Annotated in this window: 10 protein-coding genes; 7 read left to right on the forward strand and 3 right to left on the reverse strand. The window is 69.6% G+C overall.

The features are described from left to right. Window positions 1–34 precede the first annotated feature (34 nt). From OXU32_03115 to OXU32_03125, 3 genes are read left to right on the forward strand one after another with little or no spacing between them, the layout of a single operon-like run. Complete coding sequence (locus tag OXU32_03115; protein MDE0072959.1) at window positions 35–2,191, forward strand: peptidylprolyl isomerase; 2,157 nt, start codon at window positions 35–37, stop codon at window positions 2,189–2,191. Between the two features lie 47 nt (window positions 2,192–2,238). Beyond that, the gene (locus OXU32_03120; GenBank protein MDE0072960.1) at window positions 2,239–3,213 is read left to right on the forward strand and encodes an ornithine cyclodeaminase family protein; all 975 of its coding nucleotides are present in this window, start codon (window positions 2,239–2,241) and stop codon (window positions 3,211–3,213) included. Further along, window positions 3,214–3,777, forward strand: coding sequence for a pyridoxamine 5'-phosphate oxidase family protein (locus OXU32_03125; GenBank protein MDE0072961.1), 564 nt, complete (start codon window positions 3,214–3,216; stop codon window positions 3,775–3,777). A 23-nt stretch (window positions 3,778–3,800) separates the two neighbouring features. Here the strand turns inward: OXU32_03125 and OXU32_03130 are convergent, their stop codons facing one another. The 3 genes from OXU32_03130 to OXU32_03140 form a co-directional block, all read right to left on the reverse strand. Beyond that, the gene (locus OXU32_03130) at window positions 3,801–4,340 is read right to left on the reverse strand and encodes an adenine phosphoribosyltransferase (protein ID MDE0072962.1); all 540 of its coding nucleotides are present in this window, start codon (window positions 4,338–4,340) and stop codon (window positions 3,801–3,803) included. Between the two features lie 117 nt (window positions 4,341–4,457). Further along, a complete protein-coding gene (locus OXU32_03135) occupies window positions 4,458–5,225 on the reverse strand; it encodes a hypothetical protein (protein MDE0072963.1) in 768 nt (255 codons plus the stop codon). Window positions 5,226–5,257: 32 nt separating this feature from the next. Continuing rightward, window positions 5,258–6,379 (reverse strand): hypothetical protein, encoded by a 1,122-nt coding sequence (locus OXU32_03140; protein MDE0072964.1) that lies wholly within the window; start codon window positions 6,377–6,379, stop codon window positions 5,258–5,260. Between the two features lie 209 nt (window positions 6,380–6,588). Between OXU32_03140 and OXU32_03145 the strand changes: the two genes are divergently transcribed. The 4 genes from OXU32_03145 to OXU32_03160 all read left to right on the forward strand — a co-directional run bounded on the left by OXU32_03145 (window position 6,589) and on the right by OXU32_03160 (window position 12,986). Next, window positions 6,589–7,893, forward strand: coding sequence for a MiaB/RimO family radical SAM methylthiotransferase (locus OXU32_03145; protein ID MDE0072965.1), 1,305 nt, complete (start codon window positions 6,589–6,591; stop codon window positions 7,891–7,893). Between the two features lie 96 nt (window positions 7,894–7,989). Next, complete coding sequence (locus OXU32_03150) at window positions 7,990–10,440, forward strand: TonB-dependent receptor (GenBank protein ID MDE0072966.1); 2,451 nt, start codon at window positions 7,990–7,992, stop codon at window positions 10,438–10,440. A 12-nt stretch (window positions 10,441–10,452) separates the two neighbouring features. Then, window positions 10,453–11,280 carry a DUF4249 family protein gene (locus OXU32_03155; protein MDE0072967.1) on the forward strand — a complete coding sequence of 276 codons (828 nt, stop codon included), beginning with the start codon at window positions 10,453–10,455 and terminating at the stop codon, window positions 11,278–11,280. A 143-nt stretch (window positions 11,281–11,423) separates the two neighbouring features. After that, on the forward strand, window positions 11,424–12,986 hold the full coding sequence (locus tag OXU32_03160; protein ID MDE0072968.1) for a hypothetical protein: 1,563 nt from the start codon (window positions 11,424–11,426) through the stop codon (window positions 12,984–12,986). The last annotated feature ends 6 nt before the right edge of the window (window positions 12,987–12,992 follow it).

Below are 12,992 nucleotides of genomic sequence, written 5' to 3' on the forward strand. Positions count from 1 at the left end.
AACGGGAACGAAACGCAAGGAAGGGTTGGACGGGATGCTCGATAGACTGTGGTGCTTCGGGTCGGCCTGGCGCTCAGGTCGCAGAGGATTCCTGATCTGCGCGGTCACCCTGGGCAGCGGTCTGGTCGCCGGGTGCGGCGACGGGGGGGATGCGGGGGAGGTCCGGCTGCTCCCCGGGAGCGAGGAGATCCTGCACCGCGTCCTCGAGGCCGAGGACTCCCGTTCGCGCGACCCCGCCGCGCACTTCACGTTCCTCGAGGGAATCTCCTGGCCCGACCCGGAGGTGCAGCGGATCGCCGTGCGCGCGCTGGGGCGCCAGGAGAATCCTGCGGTTCTGGTGGACATCGGGTCCATGCTGGAGAGTTCCTACGCCGACATCAGGGTCGAGGCCATCAACGCCAGCGCGCAGGCGGTTGCCGGCAGCGACCCCCGCCGGGCGATGGCGGCGCTGATCAACTACCTGCCCCGCGAGAGGGATCCCGAGGTGCGGGGCGCGGTCCTGGAGGCGATGGGCCGGCTCTCGTACCGGGATGCCGATGAGGTGCGGCAGGCCTACGACCTGCTGCTCGAGAATCTGGTCGCGGGACTCACGGGAGGCGGGGCCGTAACCCTGCGGTCGGTGCCCCACCCCGTAGTTCTAGGCGGGACTCGCGCGCTGGAAAACCTGGTTCGCACGCAGTCGCAGTTCACGCCTCCCCCGTTCGTGTTGGCGGCACTCGCGGAGTTGGCCGGCTACCGCGGGGCGGACGGCGAGGAGGGCGCGCAGGTGCGGCGGCTCGCCCTGGCGGGACTGGTGAGCGCGGGAAGACCCGCCGAAGACGTGATCGCGGCCGCGCTGGCGGACGAGGACGCGCAGGTGCGACGCCTCGCCGTCCTCGCCATCGGGGAAGGCGCGCTCGACGAGGTGCGGGCTCCGCTCGCGCAGGCGCTCGCCGACACGAGTCACTTGGTGCGGGTGGAGGCCGTGCGAGCGCTGAGCGAACGTGTGGACGGCAGCCAGGCGTGCGTGGAGCTGGCGGCGTTGCTCCAGGACCCGAGCGCGCACGTGGCTCTGGAGGCCATCGACCGCCTCGCCGGTTGTCCGCCGGAGACCGCTCTGACGCCTCTCGACGCACTGGCCCAGCGGGCCGATTCCGTGTCGGCCGGCGACTGGCACCGGGCGGCGCGCAGCCTGGTGGCGCTGGCCGCGGTGTCGTCCTTCACGGCCGCCCGCCGGCTGCCCGCATTCTCCGCTCATCCGGTCTGGCAGATGCGCATGTACGCCGCGCGCGCCGCGGCCCGCCTGGAACTCGTGCCCGCGCTCCTGGCGCTGGCCGGTGACGAGCACTGGAACGTGCGTGAGGCGGCCATCGCCGGGCTCGCGCCGCTGGTGGGCAACGACGCCGACTCGGTCTACCTCGACGCCCTGGGCGCGGACGATCCGCAACTGGTGCTGACGGCGGCCCGATCGCTCGCCGGAAGCCCGCATCCGGACGTGCTGCCGGCCGCCTTCGCCGCGCTCGAGCGCATGAGCGCCGATCGCAAGGAGACCCACCGGGACGTGCGCCTGGAACTCCTGCAGAGGATACGCGAACTGGGTTCCCTGGACGACCTCGATCGCGTACAGCCCTACATGGAGGACTACGATCCGGTGGTTGCCCTGGTCGCCGAATACCTCCGCAACGAGTGGACCGGAAGCGACCTTCGCTGGGCTCGTCCCTCGCCGCCGGAGCGGGCGCCGATGCCCACCTTCGAGGAGATGCGCGAGATGGCCGCTTCCCGGGCCGTGATCCGCATCGCCGGGGGCGGCGAGATCGTCCTCGAGCTGCTCCCGTTCGAGTCGCCCGCCAACACGGCGCGCTTCGTCCGCCTCGCGCGCGAAGGATACCTGGACGGTCTCACCTTCCATCGGGTGGTTCCCAACTTCGTCATCCAGGGGGGCAGCCCGGGGGCGAACGAGTACCACGGGGACGGGCCCTATACGCGCGACGAACTGACCATGCGCTCGCACGTGCGCGGCACCGTCGGCATCTCGACCCGGGGGCGCGACACCGGCGACGGCCAGATCTTCGTGAACCTGGTGGACAACCCCCGCCTCGACCACAACTACACCATCATCGCCAGGGTGGTGGAAGGGATGGAGGTGGTCGACGGCGTCCTCGAAGGGGCCGTCATGGAAGAGGTAAGCGTTCTGGAACCGGCGCCCGAGTAGGCTCCCGTCACCCGACCCCATCCCCGCGCACCCGCGAGACCAGCGTCATGTCCCAGCGAAACATCCTCTACCTGTCGCGTGCCCACGTCGAGCAAGCCGGGGTTTCCATGGCGGAGATCATCGACGCGCTCGAGTTCATGTTCCGGGAGAAGGCGGCGGGCCGGGTGGAAATGCCGCCCAAGCCGGGCATCCATCCGCGGCCGGACTCCTTCCTGCACGCGATGCCGGCCTACGTCGAGCGTCAGAATGCCGCAGGGATCAAGTGGATCTCGGCCTATCCCAACAATCCCGCTCACGGACTGCCCTACATCAGCGGGCTGATCACGCTGAACGACCCGCAGACGGGGCTGCCGCTCGCGGTGATGGACGCGACCTGGATCACGGCCATGCGCACGGGGGCCGCGTCGGCGCTGGCGGGCAAATACCTCGCCCGTCCGGATGCGGCGAGCGTCGGCATCGTCGCCTGCGGCGTTCAGGGGCGCAGCAACCTCGAGGCCCTGTGCACCTTGTTCCCTGTGGAGCGGGTGCACGCGTACGACATCGACCAGGCCGTGATGCACGCCTATGCCGAGGAGATGGGCGAGCGCATGGGCGTCGAGGTGCGGCCGGTGGGAACCGTTGCGGAGGCGGTGCGGGGGATGGACATCGTCATCACCAGCGGCCCCATCCTGCTCGATCCCGACCCCGCCATCCCGCCCGGATGGCTTTCGCCCGGCGCCTTCGCCTGCCCGCTGGACTTCGACTCCTACTGGCAGGCGGACGCGTTTCGCGAGGCGGATCTGCTGACCACCGACGACAGCGCGCAGTTTGCCTACTACCAGAGCGGGAGCGGCTACTTCCGCGACACGCCGACGCCCCGCGCCGAGCTGAGCGACGTGATCGCGGGCAAGGTCGGACGGCGGGCGGCGGGCGATCGCATCATCGCCATCCATCTGGGGCTGGCGCTCGAGGACATGGCCACGGCAAGACTCGTCTACGACCGGGCGCGCGCCGCCGGGATCGGCGTCGAGCTGGACATCTAAGTGGCTGAACGGGGCAGGACCGAGATCCGCCGGCGTGACCGGGCCAGGGACGACGCCTGGACCCGCGACTTCATCCGGCAGGCACGCGTCGGGGTCCTCGCCATGACCCGCGGCGAGCAGCCTCTCGTGAACAGCAACCTGTTCGTGTACGATCCCGCCCGGCACGCCGTCTACATCCATACCGCGCGCACGGGGCTGACCCGCGACACCCTGTCCCGTTCCGTGCCGGTGTGTTTTTCGGCCTTCGAGATGGGGCGCCTGCTGCCGGCGGACGAGGCGCTGGAGTTCAGCGTCGAATTCGCCAGCGTCACGGCGTTCGGGAACGGGAGCGTGGTGGAGGATCCCGTGGAGGAGCGCGAGGCGCTGCAGATGCTCCTCGACAAGTACGCGCCCGAGCTGCGGCCCGGCCGCGACTACCGCGCAATCACGGAGGGCGAGTTGAAGCGCACCGCCGTGTACCGCATCGACATCGAGGACTGGACCGGAAAGCTCAAGCTGGTGGAGGACGAGTTTCCCGGCGCCTTCCGCGTGCCTCCGCCGGAGATCTTCCCTCGGGCCCGCTGAGTTGGAGCCTTAAGCGGGACGGCTCAGGGATCGGCGTGGAGAAACGTGCACAGGGCGAAGACCTCGACGCCCATCGCCTCGAGGTGCTTCCGCCCGGGTAGCTCTGGCAGATCCACGACGAAGCCGGCCCCCACGACTTCACCACCCATGCCGCGGATCAACTCGATCGCGGCGGCCGCGCTCCCGCCGGTCGCGACCAGATCGTCGATGAGCAGGACGCGCATTCCCTCGCGGATCGAGCCGGTCTGCATCTCCAGGCGCCCGGTGCCGTACTCGAGCGCGTAGTCGGCGCCCACCACCTCGCCGGGCAGCTTCCCGGCCTTCCGCACCGGCACGAAGCCGACCTCGAGCCGCTGCGCCACCGGGACGCCGAAGATGAAGCCTCGAGCCTCGATGCCGGCCACGGCGTCCGGCGTCTCCGGGGCGAACCGCCGCGCCAGGGCCCTGGTGGCCTGCTCGAAGCCCTCGGGGTTCTCGACTAGTCCCATGATGTCGCGGAAGCGGATACCGGGGGTGGGGAAGTCCGGGACCAGCCGGATGAGGGATTTAATGTGGTGTGTCATGGGTATCCGGGTTTCGAAGACATCCCGCGTCCATACTGGTGACTACTGACGATATAACTGTTGAGAACTGACAATATTATGAGCGGCGAAGCGGGCTGGCAAGGCGACCTGCGAAGCTCAGGCTTCCCATTCCGCAAGCAGAATCGCGTTGGCGAAGGCGTAGGGGCTGCCGTAGCGGCAGCGGACCGCTTCGGATCGGGATACCTGGCGCCAGCGCCGGCGCGGGAACCGCTTGAACCAGGTCGCGCGATCCCACCCCAGCTCGCCGTTGGCGATCATGGCGTCCAGGGCGGGGTTGTAGCCCAGGGGCACGGTGATGGCCAGGAGTCCGCCCGGCGCGAGCAGGCTGCGGCATCGCTTCAGGGCGGCGCTCACCTTGGCGGCGATCGCCTCGGAGGCCGGGGTCGCCCCGGGCTCGTCGAAGGCGATGTGCTCGAAGGTCGAGATCGAGAGGATCAGGTCGAAGCGCTCGGCGGGGGCGAAGTCCACGATGTCGACCTCCAGCGACCCCGGTTCGTACTTGTCCACGACCAGGTGGCCGCCCTGGAAGTAGTGCGGCGTGACGTGACCCACCTCCAGGAGCCGCTCGGACGGGATGCCCGTCATCAGCGCGCGGGCCAGCGCCAGCTCCACGCAGCGCTCATTGGCCCAGGTCACGTTGTGGCGGGCGTACACCAGGGGATGGGATGCGCCGCGGTATTCGACGGAGCGCTCCCGGAGCATGGGAAGGATCAGTGGGGCCAGTACCCGGCGTGCCGGCTTCAGGAAGAGCTGCGCGAAGCCGAAGCGCCGGATGAACCAGCGGATGCCGCCCGCGCGCCGCACCCAGCCCGAGACCGACGAGGTCGTCGACCGGGGTTGGGCCGGAGTGTTCGCGCGAGTCAAGATCCTGACCGGGGTCGAGGGAAGCGGCCGGGCTACATCAGCCGGAAGATGCTGGCGAGCGCGTTCAGAAAGCGCAACGCCTCCGAAGCCGTGTGCAGGAGGGCGGTGCGCTCGCGCCCCGAGGCGTGAGCGAAGAGGCCGGTGACCGTGGTCGTGACGTCTGCGTCCGGCGGGAAGGCGCGTCCCAGTTTGATGGTCTGGGTGTAGGGGAAGAGCTGGTCGGCGGTGCCGTGCACCAGCCGCACCGGGACGTCCACGCGCGGCAGATACGGGACGGGGTTCAATTCCCGGATGCCCGCCATTACTTCGCCCAGCCCCTCGGCCACGAGTCCGCCGCGCATCGGGTCGGGCAGGTCGCCGGCGGGTGGGGCGAGCGTCTCGAAGACGGACCGCCCGCGGGATGCGAGGCTGGCGGCCAGGCGGCACCTCTCGGGCTCGATCCCGGGGTCGGTGGCGAGCACGTTGTTGTCGCCGGTGTAGGCGGCCAGTGCCCGCAAGGCCTCCGCTGCCTCTTGTGCGCCCTCGTACCCCGGGATGCGCGTGAGATAGTTCGCGCCCACCACCCAGCGCGCGTAAGGGTCGGGGGCAAGCGACTCCTCCCGGCCATCGAGTTCGTGGGTGCCGGTAAACTGGAAACGGGACGACTCCTCTACGGAACAGTAGCCCCCGAACGCGACCACGCAGGCGATGCGCCCAGCGAGCGCCGGGTCGGTAGGAGCGATGATGGCCTGGGGGGCACCGAAGGAGAAGCCCACCAGCCCCACCTGGCGGGAGGCGAGGACCGGCTTACCTTCCAGCGCGCGCAAGCAGGCGGCGACCGTTGACGCCGTCGCCTCGGTGGAGAGCCGGATCTCCCGCCACTCCGGGATCTCCGGCACCAGCGCCGCCTGACCGGTGGACGCAACTGCGCGTGCGAACCGCACCAGGTAGGGGTGGTCCCGTCCGGAGCGCGTGATCCCGTGGAGGACCACCCAGACGGGGATCGGCCGGCGCCGTTCCGCGCGGGCGCGGCGGACCACGGCGCGCGGCAGGAACAGCGAAGCCGGGAGTCGGTGCCCGCCGCGCTCGATGTGGATCTCCCGCTCCACCACCGGGGCCCAGCCCGTCATGAAGCTGCGTGCAAAGCGGAGTGCCGGCCCGTATCCCGAGGTCATGGCCACAAGCTAGCTTATTCTCGCGCACACCCGCATCATCCTGCGGCACGATGCTGCTACAGGGATCGGCCGGCGCGGGCCGGCACCGACCGGAACTCCGAGGCCAACCTCATGGGACAACACCACCTTCGGTCATCGTGTTTGCTGCGCGCACCAGGGGCCGTCCCAAGCGAACCCGCCCTGGCGGCCTTCTCCATCCCGGCGCATCCGTGATCCGACTCCCGGTCCGTTCGGAGGCCGCCAGCCGCGGCGGGCAGGCGAAACCCGCCGTCTGGTTCCACACCTTCGGGTGCCGGGCCAACCAGTACGACACCGAGCGCATGCGCCAGGAGCTGGAGGTCGGGGGCGCCCGCACCGTCGCTCGGCCCGGCGAGGCGGATGCGCTGGTGGTGAACACCTGCACGGTCACCAACCAGGCGGATGCCGAAGCCCGCCGTCTTGTGCGCCGGCTGAGGCGGGAGCACCCGGGCGCGCGCATCCTGGTGGCGGGCTGTTCGGCTGCCCTGCGCGAGGACGACTACCGGAGCATGCCGGAGGTGGACGGCGTGGTGCCGGGACAGGACGCGCTCGCGCTCGCGAGCCACCTGGCAGCGGTCGATCCGGCCTTCGGTCCGCCGTCGGCCGGGGAAGGGCCCCTGCTGCGCAACGCCAGAGGCACCCGGGCCTGGCTGAAGGTGCAGGACGGGTGCGACCGCAAGTGCTCGTTCTGCGCCACCCGGCTGGCCCGGGGCGCTTCCGTCTCGCGCCTGCCCGCCGACGTGGTCAAGGAAGCCCGGGCGCTCGCGCGCGTCCACCCCGAACTCGTGATCACCGGCATCCACATCGGGCACTACGGGAGGGATCTGGAGCCGCGTACCACGCTGGCGGAGCTCTGCGCCCTGCTGCTGGACGCCGTGCCGGTCCGCATCCGGCTCTCATCCATCGAGGCAACCGAGGTCGACGACGCCCTGCTGGCGTTGCTCGCCGATTCGGGGGGGCGCCTGGCCCCTCATCTGCATGTCCCCCTGCAGAGCGGTTCCGACAAGGTGTTGAGGCTCATGCGGCGCTGGCACACGCGCGCGGCGTATCGCCGCCGGGTCCTTGAGATCGCCGGGAGAATGGGGCCGCTGGGGCTCGGCGCCGACATCATCGTGGGCTTCCCCGGCGAGGGCGAGGAAGAGTTCGAGGAGACCCGCGCGCTGGTCGAAGAGCTTCCGTACACCTACCTGCACGTGTTTCCGTTTTCCGTCCGCCCGGGAACCGCGGCCGCCGAGCTGCCGGATCGGGTACCGGGCGATGTCGCTGCGGCGCGCTCACGTGTGCTCCGGGAGATGGCGCTGGCCAAGAACGAGCGCTACCGGCGTAGCCGGGCCGGAACCGTCGCGGACATCGTGGTGGAGGGCTCGCGGGAGCGGATTGCGGGCGTCACCGGCGACTACCTGCGCACCCGGATCGACGGGCACGCGAGCCCCGGCGACCGCTTCCGTTCCGTCCTCGAGCTTCGCGACGGAGAGCTGGTCGCCGCCGTGAACTGATCCCCCCCCGGGCCCACCGTCCGGGGCAACCCTTTCGGACCCGCACATCGTCTCCCTCAACGGGAAGGGCAGTGGAACCGAGACGAGGAGGGGGGGATGAGGTGGGGGAACGTCATACCGGCGAGCCTGCCGAAGACCGGGCTGTTCGGCCGCGCGCTGACTCTGATTGCGGCAAGCCTGGCGTGGGGCGCGAGTCCGGCCGCGGCGCAGGTCGACCTGGTCGGCACGGTACGGGACTCGGTCAGCAACGAAGTGTTGCCCAACGTGCTGGTGTCCGTGGACGACCACGCGTTCCGGGCATTCACCAACGAGTTCGGCCGCTTCGTCCTGATCGGTCTGCCCCAGGCGACCGACCGGGTCCTGCGGGTAGAGCACCTGGGCTACGAGACCCGGGAGGTCGCGCTCAGTACCGAGACGGGCCGCGAGCTCTCGGTCCTCCTCGTGCCGCGCGCCATCGAGATCGACGGCGTGACCGTGACCGCGACCACCGCGACCGACATCGTCGCGCAGGGAGAGGCGGCGGGACAGATCGCGCTTTCCCCGCAGCGGCTGGGGACGCTTCCCTCGCTCGGGGAAACCGACGTCTTCCGAGCGCTCCAGCTTCTTCCGGGCGTGAGCGGCACCAACGACGCCACCTCCGGTCTCTTCGTCCGCGGAGGCACGCCCGACGAGAACCTGGTGCTTCTGGACGGCATGACCGTCTACCATGTGGACCACTTCTTCGGGGTGTTCAGCGCGTTCAATTCGGATGCCGTCCAGGACGTTCGCCTCTTCAAGGGGGGCTTTCCCGCGCAGTACGGAGGACGGACCTCCAGCGTCGTCGAGATGGTCGGCAAGTCGGGGAACCCGGAGGAATTCCGCATGTCGGGCGGGCTCAACCTCCTGAGCGCCCGCGCCGTGACCGAAGTCCCGCTCGGCGGGAAGGGGTCGTGGCTGGTCTCGGCGCGCCGGTCCTACACCGATCTGATGCGAACCGGCCTGTACAACGACATCTTCGGAACCCTGGAGGGAGCCGACGATGCGGACGCGGGGCTGCCTGGGCCGGGTGCGGGCTTCGGGGACGGCTTCGGCCGCTTCGGCAACTTCCAGCAACAGACCTTCGAGCCCGACTTCTACTTCTACGACCTGAACTCGAAGCTCACCGTCCTGCCCACGTCGAACGATGTCCTGACGCTCTCCGTCTACGGCGGCGAGGACCGCCTGGACAAGTCGACCCTCGGCCAGGAGATCACGACCCCCGCGGGTGACAGGCGGCTGACCCCGGACAGGGCGGACCTCTCCAACTGGGGCAACCGCGGCGTGAGCGGCCGCTGGGCCCGGCAGTGGGGCAGCCGGCTGGCGACGGACGCCCTGTTCGCGTACTCGCAGTATTTCTCCGAGGCGACCCTCGACGTGGCCTCCTCGCAGTTCGCGCGCGGGTTCGACGAAGACAACCGCGTGAAGGACCTGACGGCCCGCCTGGACAACACCTGGCGGCCCTTCCCGTCCTCCGAGATCGGGTTCGGGGCCCAGTTCACCCGGAGCGACGTGGGGTACGCCCTGACGCGTTTGAGGGGCGATTCGGCGCAGACCCTGAACCTGGACGGCGAGAGCAACCTCACGGCCGGATATCTCCAGCATTCCTGGACGCCCTCCGCGCGCGCCGACCTGACGGCAGGGCTTCGGGTGACCAACTACGACGGGACGGGGCGGACCTACTGGGAACCGCGCGCGTCGGCGCGCTATTCCCTCACCGATCAACTCTCCCTGACCGGCGCCTGGGGCCGCTACAACCAGTTCGTGAAGCGGGTGGAGAACGAAGACATCCTGGAGGGAAGCCGCGACTTCTGGATCCTCGCCGGCGACAACATCGCGCCGTCCTCCGCCGAGCACTGGATCGCGGGCATCGGCTACGAAACCGACGACTATCTCTTCGACGTCGAAGCCTACGTGCGCGACCTGGGAGGCGTCGCACAGTTTTCGACCCGGTCGCGGCGGGCGCCCGGTCAGCAACTCGCCGAACTCTTTTTTGAGGGCACGGGCACGGCCCGGGGGATCGAGCTGCTGGCGCAGAAGAAGCGCGGCGCGCTAACCGGCTGGATCGGCTATACCCTCGCGAACGTCGAGCACGAGCTGGACGGGTTCAACGACGGGTTCGCGTTTCCCGCCAGCCACGACCAGCGCCACGAGGTCAAGGCCGTCGGCAGCTACCAGCTTGGCCGTTGGACGCTGACCGGCGGATGGGTCTACGGGTCCGGCAAGCCGTACACGGTGCCCGAAGCCCAGTACCCGATCACGCTGCTGGACGGGCGCACCGTCAACTACATCCACGTCGGCCCGAAGAACGGCGAGCGCCTGCCCGCCTATCACCGCCTCGATCTGGCCGCGAGCCGCCGCTTCGAGGTGCGCGAGTTCTTCTACGAGGTGAACCTGTCGGTCTTCAACGTCTACGGCCGCAACAACGTGTGGTATCGCCAATTCGACCTGACGGACCTGCCCATGCTCGTCACGGACGTCACAACGCTCGGATTCACGCCCAGCATCGGCGTTCGCGCGGGCTTTCGGTAGAGGAGAACGATCATGAGGAATGGAATTGCTTCGTTGTTCATCACGGTTATTGCGCTGGGCGTGGCCACCGCCTGCGACGACGACCTGGCCTTCGCGCCCGAGATCCCGGACACTTTCGTCGTGCAGGCGTTTCTCTTCGCCGGAGAGCCCGTCACCGAGGTCACCGTGACGGGGGTGCTCCCCATCGACGCCGACTCCACCGCGGTCGCCGCCTCGATCGCGGACGCCCGCATCGCGATCTTCCGCGATGGGGAACGGTTCGACCTCAGTCCCACGGAGGGCGAGCCGGGCCGCTATCACTATCCCGGTGACGACCTTCTGGTCGAAGTCGGAGATGTGTTCACCCTGGAAGCCTCCCACGGCGGCCGCACGGCGACCGCGGAGACGGTCGTTCCGGTCCCGCCGCGGGGGTTGTCGCTGTCGGCGACCGTCATGGCGCCCCCGCAGTTCGGCGTCCGGGGCGGCGGCTTCCAGCCGGGAGCGGAGGGCGCGCTGGTGGCGCGCTGGGAGAACTCCGCCAACGCGCTCCACTACGTTGTGGTCGACAACATCGAGGCGGATCCGGCGCCCTTTGCCGAGAGCCCGCTCGGGGGAGGATTCGCGCGGCGCTTCGTCCAGCGCCCGACCGCGGGTGACAGCGCGCTCGTCAGCGCCCGCTCGCTGTCCTGGTTCGGTCGTCATCGGGTGAAGCTCTATCGGGTCAACGAAGAGTACGCCGACCTCTACGAAGGCCTCAACCAGGATTCCCGGGATCTCAACGAACCCCCGTCGAACGTGCGCGGGGCGCTGGGCGTGTTCTCGGCGTTCAGCGCCGACAGCGCGTTCTTCGAGGTGCGGTGACCGCGTCGTGAACGAATCGCGGACCGTGCCAGGGGCAGTCTCGCGGGGGCCCGTCACCGATTGTTGGCCATGTGCCCAACCTTGTCCCACGCCATCGGACACGTCCATCATTAGGAATGAGGGGATGGATTCAACGTCGAGGATTGAAGAAGCGCGCCGCCGCCGCGACGTCTCGTGACCGGCGATGCGCGCGCCATCCGACACCTTTCGGCATCCTGCTGGTGCTCCTGACGTCTGCCGCGTCCACACCCGCGGCGCTTGCGGGCCAGGACGAAGCCGCGATCATCCGCCAGGTTCCGCGCTGGTCCGTGGAGGGCAGCCTGGGCTCGCGTTTGGTGGGCACCCTCTACGACGACTTCGTCACCCGGAAGACCCTCGCCGACCTCCCGAGCCAGACGCGCTGGAAGGAAACCGCCAGCCTGGGCCCGGAGGCGCGAGTGGTGCTGCGGCACAATCCCGTCGGGGGCGCGGGCCTCTACCTGACGCTGCTCGGCGGCCATTCGGGAACCGTCGCGCGCTACTCCGGTGCGCTCTCACCGCCCGAGGACATTTCGCGCAGCACGAACTACTACGGCGTCGGCTTCGGCCTGGGCATGAAGCTGTCGGAGTGGGACCGCGGGCGGGGCCTGCTGTCGTACAACCTGGGCACCGTCGCACTCACGCAGACCATCGATCTGTCGCCGGGACATCGCGATGCGTTCGCGCAGATGGATGCGCAACATCCCGGGGAGATCGAGTGGACCTCGCGCACGTCCACGTCGTGGGGACTGGATCTGGGGGCATCGCTGCGCGTCCCCATCGGGGAGAATTCGGCGCTCCGTTTCTCGTTCCGGGACCTGGTGATCCCGGTCAACACGGCCCAGCTCGCGGCCCAGGAGCGCGACGACGTCAAATCGGTCTCCAGCGAACGGGTCGCCTTCAGCCTGGCGCCGTTCACCGCGCACCAGATGAGTCTGAGCGCCGGCTTCGAGTACGTCTTTTCCTGGGCCCCGCCGCGGCGGGACGTGGTGCGGGTGCTGCCGGAACGGGTCGATGTCGCGGTCGTCGACCCGGCGGTCGAGGCCGCGCTGGAAACCGCGGCGGCAGGGGATACGGCGCGCGCGGTCGCCTCCCTCGGGCAGCGTGTCGCGCTGGTGCCGCACGACGGTCTCGCATGGCGCGCACTGGCGCTGCTGCAGGCTCCGCGCGCCGAGTTCGATCCCACGGTGCGCGACCAGACGCTGGCCAATCTCGAACGTGCCCTCAACATGAATCCCGGAGACACGGAGCTGTTGCGGGCGTACGGCCGCATCCGCGGCATGGTGCAGCGGGAGGGACGGGTTCCGGAAGCCGTCGAGGTGCGCAGACTCGAGCTTTCCCGGCTCGCCGTCCAAAGCGGAAGCGACGGAAGCCTGCGGCTGTCCGGGGCCGCGCGCGGGCTCGGGGCCGACTCTCAGGGGACCTACCGCTACGCGATCACGGTAGAGGTGTTCGATGCCGATGGCGGCATGATGCGCGTCCGGCCCGGGCTGGACGAGGCCCGGGTGGACGCGGAAGGGCGTCTGGTTGTCGAGGGAGACGGGGATCGGCTTCCCCTGGCGCTCGCCCTGGACCTCTTCCTGGTTCAGCCCGAACCCGGCATCTATTCGCTCCGTCTGAGACTGACCGATCTGGAGTCGGGGGCCACCGTTGAGACCAGCGAAGGCTTCGAGGTGCCGGGGAGCTGACCGCGG

Source organism: Gammaproteobacteria bacterium (assembly GCA_028819075.1).
In the GTDB taxonomy this organism is placed as follows: domain Bacteria; phylum Gemmatimonadota; class Gemmatimonadetes; order Longimicrobiales; family Gaopeijiaceae; genus BD2-11.

What these genes read in the sequence shown, in the direction of transcription:
- OXU32_03150 (MDE0072966.1), top strand. Translation starts at nt 7,990, where the DNA reads ATGAGGTGGGGGAACGTCATACCGGCGAGCCTGCCGAAGACCGGGCTG.
- OXU32_03130 (MDE0072962.1), bottom strand. Translation starts at nt 4,340, where the DNA reads ATGACACACCACATTAAATCCCTCATCCGGCTGGTCCCGGACTTCCCC.
- OXU32_03115 (MDE0072959.1), top strand. Translation starts at nt 35, where the DNA reads ATGCTCGATAGACTGTGGTGCTTCGGGTCGGCCTGGCGCTCAGGTCGC.
- OXU32_03155 (MDE0072967.1), top strand. Translation starts at nt 10,453, where the DNA reads ATGAGGAATGGAATTGCTTCGTTGTTCATCACGGTTATTGCGCTGGGC.
- OXU32_03140 (MDE0072964.1), bottom strand. Translation starts at nt 6,379, where the DNA reads ATGACCTCGGGATACGGGCCGGCACTCCGCTTTGCACGCAGCTTCATG.
- OXU32_03120 (MDE0072960.1), top strand. Translation starts at nt 2,239, where the DNA reads ATGTCCCAGCGAAACATCCTCTACCTGTCGCGTGCCCACGTCGAGCAA.